Annotated in this window: 17 protein-coding genes and 1 pseudogene; 5 read left to right on the plus strand and 13 right to left on the minus strand. The window is 61.0% G+C overall.

Annotated elements, in window-relative coordinates:
• From tatB to PSH88_RS30645, 5 genes and pseudogenes are all read left to right on the plus strand, one after another.
• Entirely contained in the window at nucleotides 1-426 is a 426-nt protein-coding gene (gene tatB / locus PSH88_RS28450; RefSeq protein WP_305424074.1) for a Sec-independent protein translocase protein TatB, read from the plus strand.
• The gene (tatC, locus tag PSH88_RS28455) at nucleotides 423-1,217 is read left to right on the plus strand and encodes a twin-arginine translocase subunit TatC (RefSeq protein WP_305424076.1); all 795 of its coding nucleotides are present in this window, start codon (nucleotides 423-425) and stop codon (nucleotides 1,215-1,217) included. Before tatB ends, tatC begins: the two co-directional genes overlap by 4 nt.
• A complete protein-coding gene (locus PSH88_RS28460) occupies nucleotides 1,214-1,921 on the plus strand; it encodes a 16S rRNA (uracil(1498)-N(3))-methyltransferase (RefSeq protein WP_305424078.1) in 708 nt (235 codons plus the stop codon). Before tatC ends, PSH88_RS28460 begins: the two co-directional genes overlap by 4 nt.
• A 220-nt stretch (nucleotides 1,922-2,141) precedes the next feature.
• A pseudogene (locus PSH88_RS30640) lies at nucleotides 2,142-3,152 on the plus strand (methyl-accepting chemotaxis protein); the annotation flags it as partial.
• Between the two features lie 201 nt (nucleotides 3,153-3,353).
• A complete protein-coding gene (locus PSH88_RS30645; RefSeq protein WP_370694725.1) occupies nucleotides 3,354-4,058 on the plus strand; it encodes a methyl-accepting chemotaxis protein in 705 nt (234 codons plus the stop codon).
• Nucleotides 4,059-4,202: 144 nt separating this feature from the next.
• Here the strand turns inward: PSH88_RS30645 and mdoH are convergent, their stop codons facing one another.
• From mdoH to PSH88_RS28530, 13 genes are all read right to left on the minus strand, one after another.
• Nucleotides 4,203-6,773, minus strand: coding sequence for a glucans biosynthesis glucosyltransferase MdoH (gene mdoH, locus PSH88_RS28470; RefSeq protein ID WP_305424081.1), 2,571 nt, complete (start codon nucleotides 6,771-6,773; stop codon nucleotides 4,203-4,205).
• The gene (locus PSH88_RS28475; RefSeq protein ID WP_305424082.1) at nucleotides 6,766-8,571 is read right to left on the minus strand and encodes a glucan biosynthesis protein G; all 1,806 of its coding nucleotides are present in this window, start codon (nucleotides 8,569-8,571) and stop codon (nucleotides 6,766-6,768) included. Before PSH88_RS28475 ends, mdoH begins: the two co-directional genes overlap by 8 nt.
• 321 nt (nucleotides 8,572-8,892) lie before the next feature.
• On the minus strand, nucleotides 8,893-9,330 hold the full coding sequence (gene dtd, locus PSH88_RS28480; RefSeq protein ID WP_305424083.1) for a D-aminoacyl-tRNA deacylase: 438 nt from the start codon (nucleotides 9,328-9,330) through the stop codon (nucleotides 8,893-8,895).
• A complete protein-coding gene (gene pip / locus PSH88_RS28485; RefSeq protein WP_048396065.1) occupies nucleotides 9,327-10,298 on the minus strand; it encodes a prolyl aminopeptidase in 972 nt (323 codons plus the stop codon). Before pip ends, dtd begins: the two co-directional genes overlap by 4 nt.
• 115 nt (nucleotides 10,299-10,413) lie before the next feature.
• Nucleotides 10,414-11,334, minus strand: coding sequence for an alpha/beta hydrolase (locus tag PSH88_RS28490; RefSeq protein WP_305424085.1), 921 nt, complete (start codon nucleotides 11,332-11,334; stop codon nucleotides 10,414-10,416).
• A 180-nt stretch (nucleotides 11,335-11,514) separates the two neighbouring features.
• A complete protein-coding gene (locus PSH88_RS28495) occupies nucleotides 11,515-12,462 on the minus strand; it encodes a choline ABC transporter substrate-binding protein (RefSeq protein WP_305424086.1) in 948 nt (315 codons plus the stop codon).
• Nucleotides 12,463-12,700: 238 nt separating this feature from the next.
• On the minus strand, nucleotides 12,701-13,501 hold the full coding sequence (gene hutG, locus PSH88_RS28500) for an N-formylglutamate deformylase (RefSeq protein ID WP_305424087.1): 801 nt from the start codon (nucleotides 13,499-13,501) through the stop codon (nucleotides 12,701-12,703).
• Between the two features lie 10 nt (nucleotides 13,502-13,511).
• Nucleotides 13,512-14,717: an imidazolonepropionase gene (gene hutI / locus PSH88_RS28505; RefSeq protein ID WP_305424089.1), complete on the minus strand. Its 1,206-nt coding sequence runs from the start codon at nucleotides 14,715-14,717 to the stop codon at nucleotides 13,512-13,514.
• A 17-nt stretch (nucleotides 14,718-14,734) separates the two neighbouring features.
• Nucleotides 14,735-16,144, minus strand: a complete 1,410-nt coding sequence (locus PSH88_RS28510) for an amino acid permease (RefSeq protein ID WP_305424091.1) — start codon at nucleotides 16,142-16,144, stop codon at nucleotides 14,735-14,737.
• 150 nt (nucleotides 16,145-16,294) lie between these two features.
• Nucleotides 16,295-17,833, minus strand: a complete 1,539-nt coding sequence (gene hutH, locus PSH88_RS28515) for a histidine ammonia-lyase (RefSeq protein WP_305424092.1) — start codon at nucleotides 17,831-17,833, stop codon at nucleotides 16,295-16,297.
• Between the two features lie 109 nt (nucleotides 17,834-17,942).
• Entirely contained in the window at nucleotides 17,943-19,466 is a 1,524-nt protein-coding gene (hutH, locus tag PSH88_RS28520) for a histidine ammonia-lyase (protein WP_305483577.1), read from the minus strand.
• Between the two features lie 170 nt (nucleotides 19,467-19,636).
• Nucleotides 19,637-20,467: a quaternary amine ABC transporter ATP-binding protein gene (locus PSH88_RS28525; protein WP_305424094.1), complete on the minus strand. Its 831-nt coding sequence runs from the start codon at nucleotides 20,465-20,467 to the stop codon at nucleotides 19,637-19,639.
• The gene (locus PSH88_RS28530) at nucleotides 20,464-21,315 is read right to left on the minus strand and encodes an ABC transporter permease (protein WP_030129253.1); all 852 of its coding nucleotides are present in this window, start codon (nucleotides 21,313-21,315) and stop codon (nucleotides 20,464-20,466) included. Before PSH88_RS28530 ends, PSH88_RS28525 begins: the two co-directional genes overlap by 4 nt.
• Between the last annotated feature and the right edge of the window lie 40 nt (nucleotides 21,316-21,355).

Raw genomic sequence — 21,355 nt, forward strand, 5'->3', positions numbered from 1 at the left:
ATGTTTGGTATCAGCTTCTCTGAACTGCTGCTCGTCGGCCTCGTCGCCCTGCTGGTGCTGGGCCCCGAGCGTCTGCCGGGCGCTGCGCGCACCGCCGGCCTGTGGGTCGGGCGGCTCAAGCGCAGCTTCAACGCGATCAAACAGGAAGTTGAACGTGAAATCGGTGCCGACGAGATTCGCCGGCAACTGCACAACGAGCACATTCTGTCCCTGGAGCAGGAGGCGCGGAAGATTTTCACGCCGACTCAGCAGGAGCCGACGCCAGTGGAACCAGTAGCGACGCAGACGATTCATGCGCCAGCGACTGACGCTACGCCGGTGGTTGCAGTCGCTGAACCTGCTACTCCAGTAGAACCTGTTGCTCCTGCCGCCGCGCCGACAACACCGGCGCCTCACGACACCACTTTGCCGCCGCGAGCCTCATGAGCGATCTCCCCGAAAACGACCAGCACATGCCGCTGGTTTCGCACCTCACCGAGTTGCGCACCCGCCTGCTGCGCTGTGTAGCGGCGATTTTCATTATCTTTGCCGGGCTGTTCGCCTTCACCCAGCAGATCTACACCTTCGTCTCCACGCCGCTGCGCCAGTACCTGCCGGCCGGCGCGACGATGATCGCCACCGACGTGTCGTCGCCGTTCCTGACGCCGCTGAAGCTGACCATGATGGTGTCGCTGTTCCTGGCGATCCCGGTGATCCTGCATCAGATCTGGGGCTTCATCGCGCCGGGCCTGTACAAGCATGAAAAGCGCATCGCGGTGCCGTTGCTGGTGTCCAGCATCATGCTGTTCTACGCCGGCATGGCGTTCGCCTATTACCTGGTGTTCCCGCTGATTTTCAAATTTTTCGCCGCCGCCACCCCGGCCGGCGTGGAAATGATGACCGACATCAGCAGCTACCTCGACTTCGTCATGACGCTGTTCTTCGCCTTCGGCGTGGCGTTCGAGATCCCGGTGGCCGTGGTGCTGCTGGTATGGATCGGCGTGGTCAACGTCGCCTACCTGAAGAAAATCCGCCCGTACGTGATCATCGGCTGCTTCGTGGTCGGCATGATCCTGACGCCGCCGGACATCTTCTCGCAGACGCTGTTGGCGGTGCCGATGTGGCTGCTGTTCGAGATCGGCATCCTTTTCGGCGGCCTGATCAGCAAGCGCGGCGAACATCCGGACGACCAGCCGGCTGACGATCACAACGACCAGCCGCCAGCGACCAAAGCGTGAACCTGCTGCTCCTCGAAGAGGCCGACTTCATTGCGGCCGACCGGGCGATCCTGCGCGATCGGAGGTTGACTCATATGCAGGAAGTCCACCGCTGTGAAGTGGGTGACAGCATGCGCGTCGGGCGTATCGGCGGGCTGATGGGGGCCGCCGAAGTACTGCGTCTGGACGCCGACGAAGCCGAGTTGCGCGTCACCCTCGACCAGCCGCCACCGGCCAAGCTGCCACTGACTTTGGTGTTGGCCCTGCCGCGACCGAAAATGCTCCGTCGGGTGTTTCAGACCGTGGCGGCCATGGGTGTGCCGCGCATCGTGCTGGTGAACAGCTATCGCGTCGAGAAGAGCTTCTGGCAAACCCCGTTCCTGGAGCCCGAGGCGATTCGCGAGCAATTGATCCTGGGGCTTGAACAGGCCCGGGACAGCGTGCTGCCGGAGGTCGTCATCGAGAAGCGCTTCAAGCCCTTTGTGGAAGACCGTCTGCCGGCCATTACCGAAGGCACTCTCGGTCTGGTCGGTCATCCCGGTAACTACCCGCCCTGCCCCCGTGGCCTGAACGAACCCGTGACCCTGGCCATCGGCCCCGAAGGCGGCTGGATTCCCTACGAAATCGACTTGCTGGGCAAGGCCGGCCTGCAACCGGTGCAACTGGGCGAGCGCATCCTGCGGGTCGAAACCGCCGTCACCGCACTGCTCGCACGCCTGTTCTAACCCCAGACACTTACCCTGTGGCGAGGGAGCTTGCTCCCGCTCGGCTGCGAAGCAGTCGTAAAACCAGTGAATGCGGTCTTGCTGGAAAAAAGCGGTGGCCGCTTCGCGCCCAAGCGGGAGCAAGCTCCCTCGCCACAAGTGCTTACTCCCCTACAGATCCCTGTCTGCCTGCCGATACAGTCCCCATAAAACCGATTAATGGTCCGAGGGGAGTTGCAGCATGTACCGTTGGCTAGCCGAGAAACTGGGAAACGTAAGCGTCAATCGCAAACTGGGTGTCGGCTTCGGTCTGGTGCTGCTTCTGACTTTGTTGATCACCTTCACAGGCTGGACCGGCCTGAGCGGTGTGATCAGCCGTGGCGATACGCTTGGGTTTATTTCCAGCCTCAATGAGCTGACCAAAGACCTGCGCCTGGCCCGCCTGGATTACGACATGCGCCGTGGCGAACAAGGCCCGGGCGCCGTCAACGGGCTACTCGGCCAACTCGATGACGGCCTGAAAACCGCCCGCACGCTGATCGAACAACCTGCCGACGTGGCAATGATCGACCAGCAGCTCGCCGCCGTCAGCGAGTACAAACGCGCCTTCGCTGATATGACTCAGGCCACTGCCACCCGCGAAGACGCTCGCAGCAAATTGGGAGCCACTGCCGATAATGCCGTGGCCCGGGTTGCTGAAGTCGAAAAATCCCTGTTGCAAGGCGACAGCGTCGCTCAGTTCAACAGCGTGATTGACCTGAGCAAACTGATCCAGCAGGCACGCTTCCAGGTGCGCGGCTACACCTACAGTGGCAAGCCCGAGGCCGAGCAACCGGCGCTGGACGCCATCAACAACGCTCTGAAGAACCTCGAAAGCCTGCCGTCTCTATTGCCGGAACAACACATCGCCAACCTGCAACAGGCGACCGACTCGCTTAAAGCCTATCGCGCGGCCGTCAGCCAGTTCCGCGATTCCCAGGTCGCCAGTGCCGCCGCGCTCAAACGTATGAGCGCGCAGGGCGATATTCTGCTCGACACCAGCAAAAAGCTGACCGCCTCGCAAACTGTCGTGCGCGACACCGATGCCTCGTCTGCCAAGCATCTGCTGCTGATGGCCACCGTCCTGGCGTCAGCCTTTGGTTTGTTCGCGGCCTGGGCCATCACCCGTCAGATCGTCATTCCCCTGAGCCAGACCCTGAAAGTGGCCGAGCGTGTCGCGGCGGGTGACCTGACCCACAACCTGACCTCCGAACGCCAGGACGAACTGGGTCAGCTACAGCGCGCCATGCAGAGTATGACCCTGGGTCTGCGAGAACTGATCGGTGGCATTAGCGATGGCGTGACCCAAATCGCCAGCGCCGCCGAAGAACTGTCAGCCGTGACCGAGCAAACCAGCGCCGGGGTCAACAGCCAGAAGGTCGAGACCGATCAGGTAGCCACCGCCATGCACGAGATGACTGCCACGGTGCAGGAAGTCGCGCGTAACGCCGAGGAAGCGTCCGAAGCCGCCGTTGCCGCCGACCAGCAGGCCCGCGAGGGTGACAAGGTGGTTGGCGAAGCCATCGCCCAGATCGAACGCCTGGCTACCGAAGTCGGTAACTCCACTGCCGCCATGGGCGATCTGAAGCGCGAAAGCGACAAGATCGGCAGTGTGCTCGACGTGATCAAGTCCGTGGCCCAGCAAACCAACCTGCTGGCGCTCAACGCCGCCATCGAAGCTGCCCGCGCCGGCGAGGCCGGGCGCGGTTTTGCGGTGGTCGCTGACGAAGTCCGCAGCCTGGCCCAGCGTACCCAGAAGTCCACCGAAGAAATCGAAGAGTTGATCGTCGGCCTGCAAACCGGCACTCAGCAAGTCGCGACCATCATGGACAACAGCCGCAGCCTGACCGACAGCAGCGTCGAACTGACCCGCCGCGCGGGCAGCTCGCTGGAAAGCATCACCCGCACCGTGTCGGCAATCCAGTCGATGAACCAGCAGATCGCCGCCGCCGCCGAGCAACAGAGCGCGGTGGCTGAAGAGATCAACCGCAGCGTGCTGAACGTGCGTGATGTGTCCGAGCAGACTTCGGCCGCCAGTGAAGAGACCGCGGCCTCCAGCGTTGAGCTGGCGCGGCTGGGAACGCATTTGCAGATGCTGGTGGGGCGGTTCAAGGTTTGAGCTGATGCGGGTATCCCGGTTTGCTTGAAACCGGGGTGATGCCATCGCGGGCAAGCCCGCTCCCACAGGATCCTCGCTGAACACAAAAGTTGTGTTCGGTCAGATCATCACCACAAAAAAACCCCGCTTTCGCGGGGTTTTTCATTAGGCCAACTGAGGCTGCACGCTCAGCGGCTTGAGCGGCAACAGCGGCGCATGGGGATCGGCATCCACCGATGTGCGCCAGGCTTGTAGCCATTCGGCGTGGCCTTCGTTCCAGACCTGCTCATGCAAGCGACCCAGTGCCACCGGATCACTCAGCAGAGCCACGCGCTCGTTGTTGGTCAGCCCGGCAGGCCCGACCTTCATCGCGTGGCGAACCCGCTCGATACGCAGCCATTCGATCGGCTCGGCCTGACGGTGACGGGACGTCGCCAGCGCGCACGCCAAGGCGTTCTGCTGTGGATCGACCACTGCCCGGACGAAACCGTCGTTCAGCGCATGCCAACGGTTTTCGTGGGTGTACTGGTCGGTTGCCAGCAACGCCTGTGGCGGATTGTATTCCTCAGGGATCAGGAACAGGCTTTCGTCACGGGACTTGAGGCCCAGGCCGACACGGCTGGAGATCACCGATACCGGGATCGACAGCATCAGCGAACCGACAATCGGCACAAGCCACCACAGGAAGCTCGGGTTCAGCCAGATCACCAACAGCGCCCAGAAAAAGCCCAGCAAGGTTTGTGGACCGTGGCGTTTGACCGCTTCGCTCCATGGCGTGGAGTCATCGTCACGTTGTGGCGAGTTCCAGGTCGCGGCCCAGCCGAGGAACGCGGCGAGTACGAAACGGGTGTGGAAAATCATCCGCACCGGCGCCAGCAGCATGGAGAACAACATCTCCAGCAGCATCGACAGCGTCACCTTGAACTTGCCACCGAACTCTTTAGCGCCCTTGGCCCAGATCAGGATGATGCTCAGCAATTTCGGCAGGAACAGCAGCACGATGGTCGTCGAGAACAACGCAATTGCCTTGTCCGGCTGCCATTGTGGCCACAGCGGATAGAGCTGACGCGGTTCCAGGAAGTATTGCGGCTCCATCAACGTGTTGACCGCCAGCAAGGCCGTCGACAACACCAGGAACAAGAACCACAACGGCGCAGACAGGTACGACATTACGCCGGTCAGGAACACCGCACGGTGCACCGGGTGCATGCCTTTGACCAGGAACAGCCGGAAGTTCATCAGGTTACCGTGGCACCAGCGACGGTCACGCTTGAGTTCGTCCAGCAGATTCGGCGGCAGTTCTTCGTAGCTGCCCGGCAAGTCGTAGGCAATCCACACGCCCCAGCCGGCACGGCGCATCAGCGCAGCTTCGACGAAGTCGTGGGACAGAATCGCACCGGCAAACGCGCCTTTACCGGGCAACGGCGCCAAGGCGCAGTGCTCGATGAACGGCTTCATGCGGATAATCGCGTTGTGACCCCAGTAGTGGGATTCACCCAACTGCCAGAAGTGCAGACCGGCAGTGAACAGCGGACCGTACACACGCGTGGCGAACTGCTGCATACGCGCATAAAGGGTGTCCATGCCCGACGCACGCGGCGCGGTCTGGATGATCCCGGCGTCCGGCGTGGCTTCCATCAGGCGCACCAGACTGCTCAGGCATTCGCCGCTCATCACGCTGTCGGCGTCGAGCACGACCATGTACTTGTAGTCACCGCCCCAACGACGGCAGAAGTCGTCGAGGTTGCCGCTTTTACGTTTTACGCGACGACGACGGCGGCGGTAGAAAATCTTGCCGAAGCCCTTGGCTTCACGGCAGACGTCCAGCCAGGCCTGCTGCTCGGCGACGCAGATGTCGGCGTCGTTACTGTCGCTGAGTACGAAAAAGTCGAAGCGATCCAGGTTACCCGAGGCCGCAACCGATTCGAAGGTCGCCCGCAAACCGGCGAACACCCGCGGCACGTCTTCGTTGCAGATCGGCATCACCAGTGCGGTGCGTGCGTCCTTGGCGATCGGCTCGTTGCCGGCGCTGGCGCCGGAAATGCGGTACTTGTCACGCCCGGTGAGCAACTCGAGGAAGCCCATCAGCGCAGTCCAGAAACCGGCCGACACCCAGCAGAACAGAATCCCGAACATAATCAGGATGCTGGTTTGCAAGGCATATGGCAGCACTTGCGTGGCGGTTTGGGTCAGAGGTTGGTGCAGGACTTCTTCAAGATCGACGAACGACCAGCCCTGGTACGGCATGATGCCTTTCATGTACCAGCCGGCGACGATCGTCTGACCGAGCATCAGCACCAGAAGAATGTAGCGTCGGATCGAACCGACGGTGCGCCAGCGAGCCGCCGGCAGCACGTTCTCATCTTTGGGCGGTGCTGGCGGATTGGTGCGACCGGTCAGCCGACGCCAGCCACGCACCAGAATGTTGGTGCGCCACGGCTCCGGCACGACTTTGGTCCGACGGATCGGTGGAGTTGCCTTCAGGCAAACCCGGCCACTGGCGTCGAGCACCAGCATTTCCGCATCCGCCAGTTCTTCGGCAGAGTTCAGGGTCAGGCGCCGGCCGACAGAGGCTTGAGCAGCCTCGGTCGGCGCGTCGAACGTCGAGGACGACAGACGTTCGTGCAGTTCACTGAAAGACTTGCAGCCCGCGAGTTCCGCTCGCTGCTCGTCGCTCATCGGCAAATGCGCCAGGTACTCGGCAAGCGTTTGTGACTGTACGTGTGAATTACTCATCGGCGGGCAACTGATAGCTCCAGGTCTCGGTCAGGACTTGCTCAGTCGGTGCCGATTCCGGTGTGGCAGGGGCCGCTTCGGCAGCGACAGGCTGCTTGGCGTCTTTGTTGTCCTTGTCCTTGGTATCCTTGACTTGCTGGGCTTGTCCTTCAGCCTGCTTGGCTTCCTTGTCCTTCTTCTCTTGCTGGCGGGCGGCGATCTTGTCGGCCTTGGCAACGGAAGAAGTGGACGCTGGCGCCGCGGTCTTGAGCGCCTCGGCAGGCGAGATGTTCTTGACCAGCGCAGCCCGCATTTCGGTGGCCTTGCTTGGATCCTTGATCTTCATCCGCAAAGTCAGGCGCCAGCCCTTGGTTTCAGGGTTGTAACGGACGCTGTTCTCGACCAGTTCTGCGTTGTCGCCAACACTCACCTGGCTGCGCACTTCAGCATCTTCCGGCAGGACTTGCAGGGACGGGCCTTCGAAATCCACCAGGTAGGCCACGCTGCCGTCCGGCTGACGAATCAGGTTCGACTGCTTGACGTCACCCGTGGAACGCAGGGTCTGTTGAACCCAGGCGCTGTCCGGCGAATGCAGGGAGGCTTCGTCGAGGGTCCAGTGCATGCGGTAGGCAACGTCCAGGGACTGACCAGGCTCAGGCAGTTTTTCCGGGCTCCAGAAAGCGACGATATTGTCGTTGGTTTCGTCGGCGGTAGGAATCTCTACCAGATCGACGGAGCCTTTGCCCCAATCGCCTTTCGGTTCGATCCAGGCACTTGGACGCTTGTCGTAGCGGTCATCGAGGTCTTCGTAGTGACTGAAGTCACGGCCACGTTGCAGCAAACCGAAACCGCGCGGGTTCTCGATCGAGAAGTTGCTCACCGCCAGGTGTTTCGGGTTGTTCAGTGGGCGCCAGATCCATTCACCGTTGCCGGCATGGATCGACAGACCGCTGGAATCGTGCAGTTCGCGACGGTAGTTCAGCACTTTCGACGGCTGGTTGGCGCCGAACAGGAACATGCTGGTCAGCGGCGCAACGCCAAGCTTGGTGACTTTGTCACGCAGGAACATCTTGGCCTTGACGTCGACGACCGTGTCGCTGCCCGGCCGCACGGTCAGGCGATAGGCACCGGTGGCGCGCGGCGAATCCAGCAGGGCGAAGATCACCAGATGCTTGTCGCCCGGCTTGGGCTGTTGAATCCAGAATTCGGTGAAGCGCGGGAACTCTTCGCCGGACGGCAACGCGGTATCGATGGCCATGCCGCGAGCGGACAGCCCGTAGGTCTGCCCCTTGCCGATGACGCGGAAATAACTCGCGCCGAGCATGGTCATGATTTCGTCTTGCTTGTCAGCCTTGTTGATCGGGTACAGCACACGGAAACCGGCATAACCCAGCTGTTCGGTGGCTTTAGGATCGAACTTCACGTCGCCGAAATCGAAACGACTTGGGTCGTATTTGATCTCTTCGACGGTGTTGGCCGTGATTTCGTTGATTTTCACCGGCGTATCGAAGTGCATACCCTGGTGATAGAACGACAGTTTGAAGGGGGTTTTCTGGTTCGCCCATTCGGCTTTTTCCGTGAGGAACCGAATTTTTTGATAGTCCGCGAATTTCATCTCGCGAAATTCATTCGGCAGGTTACTGCGCGGGGCCTCGTATTTTTGCCCGGCCAGCTCTTTTGCCTTGACCGATACGTCATCCAGATTGAATGCCCAAAGTTGGCCGGTGCTGAACAGGCAGAGCAGTGCAGAGCCTGCTACCAGAGCGCTTCGAAACCGTTTGGCAGACAATTTTGGTGCATTACAGGGACTAACAATCACGAGCAACCCTCGCCGAAAACAGATCAAAAAACCAACGGCCAGTTAAAGCGCCAGCACGGTGTGCGGTGGAAAAAAACCGACCCTGCGAACGACTCTTGCCAAGTTGGCGAGCATTGTTCCGACTCCTATGGGGCAAAATGATTCCCCAACAGGTCTCGGACAAGTCTCTACCTAAGTCAAAACGGACCAACGAACGCTGATCCCCGTAGCGCGCGATTATCTAGTAGGCCGCGTTACAACGCATCAGGGGGGACCAAGTATTTATCGGGAAAAGCCCCCGTTTTCAGCCGAAATGCACTTAAAAAGATGTTTCAAGCGCTTTCACGTCTGTAACAGGAAGGTGACCGGGCCATCATTGACCAGGTGCACCTGCATATCCGCGCCGAATCTACCTGATGCCACAGTGCCATGCACCTGTTTCGCTTTGCCCAATAGATAGTCGAACAGCGCCTCGCCCAAAGCCGGAGGAGCCGCAGTCGAAAAACTTGGGCGCAACCCGTTTTTGGTGTCGGCGGCCAGGGTGAACTGCGAGACCAGCAACAACCCGCCGCCTACGTCCGCCAAGGACAGATTCATCTTGCCCTCGGCGTCGCTGAATACTCGATAGTTAAGCAGTTTATGCAGAAGTTTGTCGGCGCTGGCCCGAGTATCGTCGGGCTCAACCGCCACCAGCACCAGCAACCCCTGATCTATCGACCCAACCACCTCCCCCGCAACCTCGACTCGCGCGCCACGCACGCGTTGCAGCAGGCCCTTCATGCTTCGTCAGGCGACAGGTTGAGCATACGGCGGGCCATCAGATCAGCGGCGCGTACCAAGGCATCGGTGATACCCGATTCGGACGCCGCATGGCCGGCGTCGCGAATCACCTGCAATTCGCTGTTCGGCCAGGCCTGATGCAATTCCCAGGCGTTGTCCAACGGACAAATCACATCGTAACGACCATGAACGATAACGCCAGGCAGGTGGGCGATCTTGGCCATGTCACGAATCAGCTGGTTCGGCTCGAGGAAAGCATTGTTGGTGAAGTAGTGACACTCGATACGGGCGATGGACAACGCACGCTGAGGCTCGGAGAAGCGGTCGACCACCAGCGGATTCGGCCGCAGGGTGGCGGTGCGGCCTTCCCACATGGACCAGGCTTTGGCCGCGTGCATCTGGGCGATCTGATCGTTGCCGACCAGGCGCTTGTGGAACGCCGAGAGCAAGTCGTGGCGTTCGTCCTGCGGGATCGGGGCGATGTAGTCCTGCCAGTAATCGGGAAACAGGCGACTGGCGCCACACTGGTAGAACCACTCGATTTCCTGGGGACGGCAAAGAAAAATCCCGCGCAGAATCAAACCGTGCACGCGTTCCGGATGGGTTTGCGCGTAGGCCAGGGCCAGGGTCGAACCCCAGGAGCCGCCGAACAGCACCCATTTGTCGATGCCCAGGTGCTTGCGAATCCGCTCGAGGTCGGCGACCAGATCCCAGGTGGTGTTGTTCTCAAGGCTGGCGTGGGGTGTGGAGCGACCGCAACCGCGCTGGTCGAAGGTGACAATGCGATACAGGTTCGGATCGAAATACCGGCGGCTCTGCGCATCACACCCGGCACCGGGGCCGCCGTGAATGAACACCACCGGCAAACCTTCCGGCGAACCGCTTTCGTCGACATACAGCGTGTGGGTTTTATCGACGGCCAGATCGTGCCGGGCGTGGGGTTTGATCTGCGGGTACAAAGTCTGCATTGCGCGCTCCGTAAGGGGTCGAGGTCATCCCTGAGGGGACTTCTATTATTCTGCCGTCCGGCATCATAAACCCGAATTACTTCAATGAGCATGCCCCTTGGAGCGTCGGCGTTTGTCAGCCCGTCGTATCAGCCAGATAGCCGAGCAGGGTTTCATAGAGTCGGTCGACCTCGGCGACCTGCCCCCGCGCCCGCAAACAGCCGTGAACCAGCCCCTCCCCGTAATATAGCGTTGCGCTCACGCCCGCGGCGTTGAGTCGCTCGGCGTAACGCACACCGTCATCGCGCAGCGGGTCGAACTGCGCCACGGCGATCAACGCCGGCGGCAGACCGCTGAAATCGTCGGCGAGCAAGGGCATCGCATAGGCACCCGGTTGTCGGGTTCCGCCTAAATACAACGCGTGATAACAATCCAGATCACTACTGCTGAGCAATGGCGCGTCGGCGCATTCGCTGCGCGACGGCAATCGGTGATCGCCGCCCAGTCCCGGATAGACTAGAACTTGCGCGCACGGCATTGGCTCGCCGGCATCGCGCAAAGCGAGGCACAACGCAGCGGCGAGATTGCCGCCAGCACTGTCGCCTGCCACCAGGGTCCGCGCAGGGTCGAGCTGAAACGGTCCTGTGCGCAACGCGCGCCAGACACTCAGGCAGTCATCGAACGCCGCCGAAAACGGATGCTCCGGCGCCAATCGATAATCGACGGCGATCACCAGCACCCCGAGCACCGACGCCAGTTCGGCGCAGATGAAGGCGTGGGAATCCAGATCCCCCACCACCCAGCCGCCGCCGTGCAGGTACACGATGCACGGCCAACCGTTGGTCGGCGGCATGACCGGCGGTTGCCAGAAACGCACGGCCACGCCTGCCAATTGGAAGTCGACCACCTCAAGCCCCACAGGACGCGGCGGGGTGAATGCTCGGCACATCTCGCTGTAGGCCTGACGCAAACCGGTGAGGCTGCTGTCGGTGCTGTTAAAGCTGAGGGTTTTCTCGACGAAAGCCGTCATCTGTTCAGAGAGTGGATAAAGAGCCATGAGCTTGCAGCCAGCAAAATAGAGGGGGTCAAAAGATTTGAACAACGCAAATCCTGTGGGAGCGTGGCTTGCCCGCGATGAATGCACCGCGGTTTTTCAGGTATCACGCGTCATCGTTCATCGCGGGCAAGCCACGCTCCCACAGGTTATGCGCTTCCCTCAGGGATCCCGCTCGACCAGTCAGTTTTTCAAACTGGCCTGAACAGTTGCCACGCCTTCCTTGCCATCGAAACTGCTGACACCCGCCAGCCAACGCTGAAGGTCTTCGGGATGATCACGCAGCCATTGCCTGGCGACCTCCTGCGGCGTCTTGCGCTCCATGATCGGCACCATCAACTGGCTTTCCTGAGCCGCGGTAAAGGTCAGGTTTTCCAGCAGGCGGTTCACGTTCGGGCAACGCTCGGCATAGTCCGGCGCGGTCACGATGGAAACGGTCGCCGCGCCTTCGTTCGGGCCGTAGACGTCTTCGCTGCCGCTCAGGTAGGCGATGTTCATGTTGATGTTCATCGGATGCGGGGTCCAGCCGACGAACACCACGAACTCTTTGCGATTGACCGCCCGTTGCACGGCGGCGAGCATCCCGGCCTCACCGGACTCGATCAGCTTGAAGTCCTTCAAACCGAAGCGGTTGGTCTCGATCATGGTTTTGATGGTGGTGTTGGCACCGCTGCCTGGCTCGATGCCGTAGATTTTGCCGCCCAACTGATCCTTGAACCTGGCGATGTCAGCGAAGGTTTTCAGGCCGGCGGCAGCCACGTAATCAGGTACGGCGAGCGTCGCCTGGGCGTCGGCCAGGCTCGGCTTGTCCATGACTTTCACCTGATTGGCGGCCACGAACGGGGCGATATTCTTGTCCATCGCCGGTTTCCAGTAACCGAGGAAGATATCCAGACGCTTGTCGCGGATGCCGGCGAAGATGATTTGCTGCACGGCGCTGGTTTGTTTGCTTTCGTAGCCGAGGCCGTTGAGCAACACGTCAGCCATGCCGCTGGTGGCGATGACGTCGGTCCAGTTGACCACGCCCATGCGTACGGTCTTGCAGGAAGCGGGGTCGTTGGCGAAAACGCTGGTGCTCAGAAGAGCAGTGCCGGTGAGGATTAACAGACAGCGGTTGAACAGTCGTTTCATCGGAAGGCTCGCTCGGCAGCAGATTATTGTGGGCCCGGTGTCTTTGCGCACCGTGCCCACAACGTTACGCAGCGCCGAGACGGCGAAAGTGACCTGTGGCGACCGTGTTTTGCACGGTGGCGACTGTCTCAACCGATCGTTCCCATGCTCTGCGTGGGAATGCAGCCCGTGACGCTCCGCGTCACTGGACGCGGAGCGTCCCTAGAGGCATTCCCACGCGGAGCGTGGGAACGATCAGTCAGCCGTAGTGCTTTTCGCCCCACGCCAGCAGCCCTTGCAGCAATTCCCTGAGCACCACTTGCGTCGGCGCCGCCAGGTCCGGGCGATAGCGGAATGGCTCAAACTCTTCCATGTACGTGCACTGACCCAACTCCAGCTGCACGGCATGGATGTTCTCGGCCGGGTTGCCGTAATGCCGGGTGATGTGCCCGCCCTTGAAACGCCCGTTCAACACATGGCTGTAATCGGCGTGCTTCGCGCAGATGGCTTCCAGTTGGCTGGCCAATTGTGGATCGCAACTGGCGCCGTTGAAGGTGCCGAGGTTGAAGTCCGGCAGCTTGCCGTCAAACAGGTGCGGGATGATCGAGCGGATCGAGTGCGCATCGAACAGCAGCGCGTAGCCAAACTCTGCTTTCAGTCGCGCCAATTCCTCCTGCAAGGTGCGGTGGTATGGCGTCCAGATGTGCTCCAGATAAGTTGCCCGCTCTGCGGCCGATGGCTCCAGCCCTTCGCGAAACAACGGAATACCGTCGAACAACGTCGCCGGGTACAGGCCAGTGGTGGCGCCGATATATAAAGGCTTGTCGTCCGACGGCCGGTTCAGGTCGATGACAAATCGCGAGTACTCGGCGGCCAGGGTGCTGGCACCCAGCTCGGCGGCGAATTCGTAAAGCCTGGGGATGTGCCAGTCGGTGTCCGGCAGGCTTTTCGCGTCGGGAATCAACCCGGCTTCGACCGCTGGGGTCAGGCGCAGACCGGCGTGGGGCATGCTGATCAGCAGCGGCACGCGGCCTTGTTTGAAGTTCAGAACCTTATCCACAACTGCTCTCCTAAACGCTCGTTTCGACGCCGTGACGCACGACGCGTTTTTCCAGATCGCCGCCCAGCCAGTAAGACAGGTCGGCCGGTCGATCGATTTGCCAAGCGACGAAGTCTGCGACCTTGCCGGCTTCCAGCGAACCGTGAGTCTGGCCCATGCCCAATGCGGTGGCGGCATGAATAGTCGCGCCAGCCAGGGCTTCTTCCGGGGTCATGCGGAAACAGGTGCAGGCCATGTTCAACATCAAGCGCAGCGATAAGGCTGGCGACGTACCCGGATTGAGGTCGCTGGCGATGGCGATTTTTACCCCGTGTTTGCGCAGGGCTTCCATCGGCGGCAATTGGGTTTCCCGCAGGAAGTAAAACGCGCCGGGCAGCAATACCGCGACGGTGCCGGACTTGGCCATGGCGATGGCGTCGTCTTCGGTCATGAATTCCAGATGATCGGCGGACAGTGCGTGGTAGCGCGCCGCCAGGCTCGAACCGTGCAGCGACGACAATTGCTCGGCGTGTAACTTCACCGGCAAGCCGAGGTTCTGCGCGGCAACGAACACCCGCTCGACCTGCTCTGGCGAAAACGCCAGGTACTCGCAGAACGCGTCCACCGCATCCACCAGCCCTTCGGCCGCCAGGGCCGGGAGCATTTCACTGCAGATGTGATCGATGTAAGCGTCGGCGCGGTCCGCGTATTCCGGCGGCAGAGCGTGGGCGGCCAGGCAAGTGCTGCGCACGCTGACCGGTAGCTCGGTGCCGAGACGGCGGATCACCCGCAGGATTTTTCGTTCGCTGGCCAAGTCCAGGCCGTAGCCGGACTTCATCTCGACCGTGGTCACGCCATCGCGCATCAGGCTTTTCAGACGCTTGGCGGCGCTGGCGAACAGCTCGTCTTCGCTGGCAGCGCGGGTGGCGCGCACGGTGCTGGCAATGCCGCCGCCGGCAGCGGCAATTTCCGCGTAACTGACGCCTTGCAGGCGCTGCTCGAATTCGCCGCTGCGGTTGCCGCCGAACACCGTGTGGGTGTGGCAGTCGATCAGGCCCGGGGTGACCCAGGCCCCGCTCAAGTCATTGACGGCCGGGTATTCGCCGGCCGGCAGTTCGGCGCTTGGGCCGATCCACTCAATGTGCGCACCGGACGTCACGATGGCCGCATCCTCGATGATCGAGTAGACGCCTTGCGCCATGGTTGCGACGTGGCAGTGTTGCCAGAGCGTTTTCATCCTTGGCCTCCGTTAGGTTATCGATGAGAAAAAGTAGGTTCCTGTTCCACCGGCACCGCCTTGCCTGCCGCCGGTTTGACCCACGTCAGGTAGGCCAGCACCAGCAACACAATCCAGACCACGCCGACGATCAACGCCGCCTGGGTATCCGGGAAATAGCCCAGCACGCCGAAGATGAACAGCATGAAGGCAATCGCCGCCATCGGCGCATAGGGCCAGAACGGCACCGGGAATTTCAATTGCGCGACCTGCTCGGCACTCATGGAACGACGCATGGCCACTTGGGTGAACAGAATCATCAGCCAGACCCACACCGTGGCAAAGGTTGCGACGGAGGCGATCAGCAGGAAGACGTTTTCCGGGATCAGGTAGTTCAACAACACGCCCAGCAGCAGCGCACAGCTCATCACCACCACCGTCAACCACGGCACGCCATTGCGCGACAAGCGGGCGAAGCCTTTGGGTGCGTGCCCTTGCTGAGCCAGGCCATACATCATGCGACCCGCGCCGAAGATGTCACTGTTGATGGCCGACACCGCCGCCGAGATCACCACAATATTGAGGATGGTCGCCGCCGAGCTGATCCCCAGGTTGTCGAAAATCTGCACGAACGGGCTGCCTTGGCTGCCGATCTGCTGCCACGGAAAGATCGACATCAGCACCAGCATCGTCAGCACGTAGAACAGCAAAATACGCAGCGGTACGGCATTGATCGCCCGGGGTAGCACGCGCTGCGGGTCTTTGGCTTCACCGGCGGTAACGCCGATGATTTCAATGCCACCAAAGGCAAACATCACCACCGCAAACGAAGCGATCAGGCCACCCACGCCGTTGGGCATGAAGCCGCCATGGCTCCAGAGATTACTGATATCGGTCGCCTGGGCACCGGGCGCACTGCTGATACCAAACAACATGATGCCGAAACCGCCCAGGATCATCGCGACAATGGCCGCGACCTTGAGCAGCGACAACCAGAACTCCATTTCACCGAAGACTTTGACGTTACACAGGTTCAAGCCACCGACCACCGAAACGATGCCCAGCACCCAGATCCAGCGGGAGACTTCCGGAAACCAGAACCCCATATAAATACCGAATGCGGTCACGTCAGCCATGCCGACGATGACCATTTCAAATGCGTAGGTCCAACCGAGGATGAAACCCGCCATCGGCCCCAGATAGGTGCTGGCGTATTGGCCGAATGAGCCGGCCACCGGGTTGTGCACCGCCATCTCGCCGAGGGCGCGCATGACCATGAACACTGCAGCGCCACCAATCAGGTAAGCGAGCAGGACTGCGGGGCCGGCCATTTGAATGGCCGAGGCAGAACCGTAAAACAGCCCGGTGCCGATCGCCGACCCCAGTGCCATGAAGCGAATATGTCGGGCAGAGAGCCCGCGTTTCAACCCTTTTGCTGGCTGTTGCATTTCTCGTCCTTAATTATTCTTATTCGACGCTAAATGATCGTTCCCACGCTCCGCGTGGGAATGCCTCTGGGGACGCTCCGCGTCCAGTGACGCGGAGCGTCACGGAGCTGCATTCCCACGCAGAGCATGGGAACGATCATCAGAGAGCTATTACAGGCTAGGCAGCAACTTCGCCGTCACCAGGTCATTCAGGCAACGCGTAGCCAACAACTCACTGGCCGCATTGATGTCCGGCGCAAAGAAGCGATCCTTCTCATAGAACGGCACTTCAGCGCGCAGGATGGCGCGGGCCTTTTCCAGTTTTGGCGAGGTTTTCAGACCGTCGCGCAAATCCAGCCCCTGGGCTGCAGCCAACCATTCCACCGCGAGAATCCCGCGAGTATTCTCGGCCATTTCCCACAGACGCTTGCCCGCCGCCGGGGCCATGGACACATGGTCTTCCTGGTTAGCCGATGTCGGCAGGCTGTCCACCGAGTGCGGATGGGACAAGGCCTTGTTTTCACTGGCCAGAGCCGCAGCGGTTACTTGAGCGATCATGAAACCGGAGTTCACGCCGCCATTGGCCACCAGGAACGGCGGCAGTTGCGACATGTGCTTGTCCATCATCAGCGAGATGCGGCGTTCACTCAGGGAGCCGATTTCGGCGATGGCCAAGGCCATGTTGTCGGCGGCCATGGCCACCGGTTCGGCGTGGAAGTTACCGCCAGAGATCACGTCGCCTTCAGCGGCGAACACCAACGGGTTGTCCGATACGGCGTTGGCTTCGACGGCAAGCACCTCGGCGGCCTGACGGAACTGGGTCAGGCAGGCGCCCATGACTTGCGGCTGGCAGCGCAGGGAGTACGGATCCTGGACCTTTTCGCAGTTCTGGTGCGAGTCGGATACTTCACTGCGCTCGCCCAGCAGATCGCGGTAAGCAGCAGCGGCGTCGATCTGGCCTTTCTGGCCACGCGCGGCGTGGATCCGCGCGTCGAATGGCGAGCGCGAGCCCAGTACCGCTTCGACCGTCAGACCGCCAAGGGCCAGGGCGCCGGCGAACAGGTCTTCACCTTCGAACAAGCCACGCAGGGCGTAGGCGGTGGAAACCTGGGTGCCGTTGAGCAGCGCCAGGCCTTCTTTCGCCGCCAGGGTGAGCGGTGTCAGACCGGCGACTTTCAGCGCTTCGGTGGCGGGCAGCCATTCACCTTTGTAACGCGCCTTGCCTTCACCCAGCAGCACCAGCGACATGTGCGCCAACGGTGCCAAATCGCCGGAGGCGCCGACCGAACCTTTCAACGGAATGTGCGGGTAAACCTCAGCGTTGATCAGCGCGATCAACGCATCGATCACCTGACGACGAATACCGGAGAAACCACGGCTCAGGCTGTTGACCTTGAGCACCATGACCAACCGCACCAGCGCGTCGCTGATCGGCTCGCCGACACCGGCGGCGTGGGACAGAACGAGCGAGCGCTGCAGGTTTTCCAGGTCTTCGCTGGCGATTCGGGTCGAGGCCAGCAGGCCGAAACCGGTGTTGATGCCATACGCGGTGCGATTCTCGGCGAGGATCTGTTCCACGCAGGCAACGCTGGCTTCGATTTGCGCCGAAGCGCTTTCGTCGAGGGTGATTTTGACCGGTTGCTGGTAAACATCACGCAGTTGGGCAAGGCTCAGTTGGCCGGGAATCAAGTTAAGCGCAGTCACATTCATTCTCCTTTTGAGAGTTTCTTATTAACTCACCAGACGCTCCGGAGATGTCCGTTGTCCGTCGCGTCTCACTTTTGGGGAGCCGCGCCTTGGCACGCTGGTGTTGTGGATTTCAGTTCAGGTTCGGTAAAGCCTTGTGCAGCAAAATCGGGTCTTTCAAAACAGCGGTGGCGCTGGCGATGTCCGGCGCCAGCCAGCGATCCTGGTCATAGGCCGGAACCCGCTCGCGCAGCAGGCGCCATGCGGCGTCGGTGCCGGCGCCAAAGCGTTGTTCTTTTAAAAATTCGAAAGCCTGGGCCGCCAGCAGGTATTCGATGGCGAGGATCTGCGTGCAGTTTTCCAACGCACGATGCAGCTTCAGCGCGGCGTTGGTGCCCATGCTCAGGTGGTCTTCCTGCAAGCCCGAAGTGACGTAGTTATCGAGCACCGCCGGTTGCGCCAACTGGCGGTTTTCCGCACACAGCGAAGCGGCAACGTATTGCACGATCATCATCCCGGAGTTCACGCCCGGATTGGCCACCAGAAAGGCCGGCAAACCGCTGACGTGCGGGTTGACCAAACGGTCCAGCCGACGCTCGGCGATGGAGCCGATTTCGGCCATGGCGATCGCCAGCAAATCCGCCGCCAATGCCACTGACTGACCGTGCGGGTTGGCCTGAGACACCACCCGGAAGTTGTCCGGCGTGCCCAGCAACATTGGGTTGTCGGTGACTGAATTGAGTTCGGTTTCGATCTGCTTTTTGGCGTGCTCAAGTTGATCGCGAGCAGCGCCGTGTACTTGCGGAATCGAGCGGATGCTCAACGCATCTTGAGTGCGAATGCCTTTGCTGCTGGCAATCACTTCACTGCCATCGAGCAGCGCCCGCAGGTTGATGCCGACTTGCTGCATGCCCGGATGAGGCTTGAGCGCGATGATCTCGGCATCGAACGCCGCAATCTGGCCACGCTGGGCTTCGAAGCTCATGGCACCGATCACATCGGCCCACTGAACCAGACGCGTCGCATCGGCAATTGCCAGGCAGCTGAGACCGGTCATGCACGGCGTACCATTGACCAGGCACAAACCATCTTTGGCGCCGAGTTGAACCGGTTGCAGACCTTCTTCGGCCAAGGCTTGCTGCGCCGAGACAATCTGCCCGCGATAGCTGACATTGCCGACACCCAGCAGCGCGATGCTGATGTGGGCCATGTGGGTCAGGTAACCCACCGAACCCTGGGATGGCACTTGCGGAGTGATGCCACGGTTGAGCAACGCCAGCAGCGCCTCGACCACCTGGCGGTGAATGCCGGATTTGCCGTGGCTGTAATTGCGGATCGCTGCACACATGATCGCGCGGGTCTGCTCATCGCTCAGCGGAGCGCCAACGCCACAGGCGTGACTGAGCAAGGTGTTGCGCGACAGTTGGCTGAGTTGTTCGTCCTTGAGCGAGACGTTGCACAACGCGCCCAGGCCGGTGTTGACGCCATAGGCACGCTCGCCGCTGGCGACGATGCGCTGGACGATCGCCTGGGCATTCTCGATCCGCGCCCAGGCCTGGGCCGACAGCTCAAGCTGCGCGCCATGGCGGGCTACGGCCACCACATCCTGCCAACGCAACGGGGCGTCGGCGATAACGATTTTTTCAGCCTGGGACATCATTAACCTCATGCGGACAACCTGAATATTGATGCAGCTTTACCTGGCCTCATCGCGGGCAAGCCCGCTCCCACAGTGTTCTGTTGTGAAAACAAAATTTGTGCAACACAACCAATCCCTGTGGGAGCGGGCTTGCCCGCGATGGCGCCGGCACAGACGCCGCAAATCTCTCAAACCACCGCAGCCCGCCGCTGTACGAACCGATCCACATACTCATCCGCCGGCGAATGCAGGATCTCCCGTGGCGTGCCGACCTGAATCAGTCGGCCATCCTTGAGGATCGCGATGCGGTTGCCGATGCGCACGGCCTCGTCGAGGTCGTGGGTGATGAAGACGATGGTCTTGTGCAGGGTCTTTTGCAGTTCCAGCAACTGGTCCTGCATTTCGGCGCGGATCAGCGGGTCGAGGGCGCTGAAAGCTTCGTCCATCAGGATGATGTCGGTGTCCGCCGCCAAGGCGCGAGCCAGGCCCACACGCTGACGCATGCCGCCGGAAAGCTGATGCGGGTATTTGTTTTCGTAGCCCTTCAGGCCCACGGTGTTGATCCAGTGCAGCGCGCGTTCGGCGCACATCTGCTTGCTCTCGCCACGCACTTTCAGGCCGTAGGCGACGTTATCCAGCACGGTCTTGTGCGGCAGCAGGCCGAAGCTCTGGAACACCATGCTGATCTTGTGCCGGCGAAATTCGCGCAGGGCTTCCATGTCGTATTGCAGGATGTCCACGCCGTCCACCAGGATCGCGCCGCTGGTGGGGTCGATCAGGCGATTGAAGTGGCGCACCAGGGTCGATTTTCCGGAACCCGACAGGCCCATGATCACGAAGATCTCGCCGGTGCCGATGCTCAGCGACAGGTCATTCACGCCGACCACGCAACCGGTTTCGGCCAGCACCTGGTCTTTGGTCTTGCCCTGGCCAATCATGGCCAGCGCATCCTTGGAACGGTTGCCGAAAATCTTGAAGACGTTTTTGACTTCGATCTTGCTGATGGCTTCGTTGCTCATTTGCTCACCTCATGCCGTGGCCGACCATACGCCTGAGTAATGCGGTCGATGACCACTGCCAGAATCACGATCGCCAGACCGGCCTCAAGACCACGTCCGACGTTGAGGGTCTGAATCCCCACCAACACATCTTCACCCAAGCCACGGGCACCGATCATCGAGGCGATCACCACCATCGACAGGGCCATCATGGTGGTCTGGTTGATCCCGGCCATGATGCTCGGCAGGGCCAGCGGCAGTTGCACGCCGAACAGTTGCTGCCAGCGGTTGGCACCAAAGGCGTTGATGGCTTCCATCACTTCACCGTCGACCTGGCGAATGCCCAGATCGGTCAGGCGGATCAGCGGCGGCGCAGCGTAAATAACGGTAGCGAAAATCGCCGGGACCTTGCCCAGGCCGAACAGCATCAGCACCGGGATCAGGTACACGAAACTTGGCATGGTCTGCATGATGTCCAGCAGCGGCATCAGTACCGAACGCAGGCGATTGCTGCGCGCCGAGAGGATGCCCAGCGGAATGCCGATCAACACCGAGATGACCGTCGCTACCATCATCAGCGCCAGGGTCTGCATCAGCTTGTCCCAGAGGCCGACCGCACCCACCAGGAACAGCAAACCGACGATGACCGACGTGGTCACGACTTTACGGGTCGCGTGCCAGGCCACGCCTGCCACGATTGCCAGCATCAACCACCAGGGCGCCGCACGCAGCAGCCCTTCGAGATTGACGATGGCCCACAGCAGGGTGTCGGAGATGCTGCGGAACACATCGCCGTAGTTGGTGACCAGCGAATCGACCCAACTGTTGACCCAGTCGGCGATGGAAAAGGTAAAGCTTTCGGGAAACATAAGAGACTCTCAATCAAGGGGTTGCGATCAAGCATCCGAC

It is taken from the genome of Pseudomonas wuhanensis (assembly GCF_030687395.1).
In the GTDB taxonomy this organism is placed as follows: domain Bacteria; phylum Pseudomonadota; class Gammaproteobacteria; order Pseudomonadales; family Pseudomonadaceae; genus Aquipseudomonas; species Aquipseudomonas wuhanensis.

What these genes read in the sequence shown, in the direction of transcription:
- tatB (WP_305424074.1), top strand. Translation starts at nt 1, where the DNA reads ATGTTTGGTATCAGCTTCTCTGAACTGCTGCTCGTCGGCCTCGTCGCC.
- tatC (WP_305424076.1), top strand. Translation starts at nt 423, where the DNA reads ATGAGCGATCTCCCCGAAAACGACCAGCACATGCCGCTGGTTTCGCAC.
- PSH88_RS30645 (WP_370694725.1), top strand. Translation starts at nt 3,354, where the DNA reads ATGACTGCCACGGTGCAGGAAGTCGCGCGTAACGCCGAGGAAGCGTCC.
- mdoH (WP_305424081.1), bottom strand. Translation starts at nt 6,773, where the DNA reads ATGAGTAATTCACACGTACAGTCACAAACGCTTGCCGAGTACCTGGCG.
- dtd (WP_305424083.1), bottom strand. Translation starts at nt 9,330, where the DNA reads ATGAAGGGCCTGCTGCAACGCGTGCGTGGCGCGCGAGTCGAGGTTGCG.
- pip (WP_048396065.1), bottom strand. Translation starts at nt 10,298, where the DNA reads ATGCAGACTTTGTACCCGCAGATCAAACCCCACGCCCGGCACGATCTG.
- PSH88_RS28490 (WP_305424085.1), bottom strand. Translation starts at nt 11,334, where the DNA reads ATGGCTCTTTATCCACTCTCTGAACAGATGACGGCTTTCGTCGAGAAA.
- PSH88_RS28495 (WP_305424086.1), bottom strand. Translation starts at nt 12,462, where the DNA reads ATGAAACGACTGTTCAACCGCTGTCTGTTAATCCTCACCGGCACTGCT.
- hutI (WP_305424089.1), bottom strand. Translation starts at nt 14,717, where the DNA reads ATGAAAACGCTCTGGCAACACTGCCACGTCGCAACCATGGCGCAAGGC.
- PSH88_RS28510 (WP_305424091.1), bottom strand. Translation starts at nt 16,144, where the DNA reads ATGCAACAGCCAGCAAAAGGGTTGAAACGCGGGCTCTCTGCCCGACAT.
- hutH (WP_305424092.1), bottom strand. Translation starts at nt 17,833, where the DNA reads ATGAATGTGACTGCGCTTAACTTGATTCCCGGCCAACTGAGCCTTGCC.
- hutH (WP_305483577.1), bottom strand. Translation starts at nt 19,466, where the DNA reads ATGTCCCAGGCTGAAAAAATCGTTATCGCCGACGCCCCGTTGCGTTGG.
- PSH88_RS28525 (WP_305424094.1), bottom strand. Translation starts at nt 20,467, where the DNA reads ATGAGCAACGAAGCCATCAGCAAGATCGAAGTCAAAAACGTCTTCAAG.
- PSH88_RS28530 (WP_030129253.1), bottom strand. Translation starts at nt 21,315, where the DNA reads ATGTTTCCCGAAAGCTTTACCTTTTCCATCGCCGACTGGGTCAACAGT.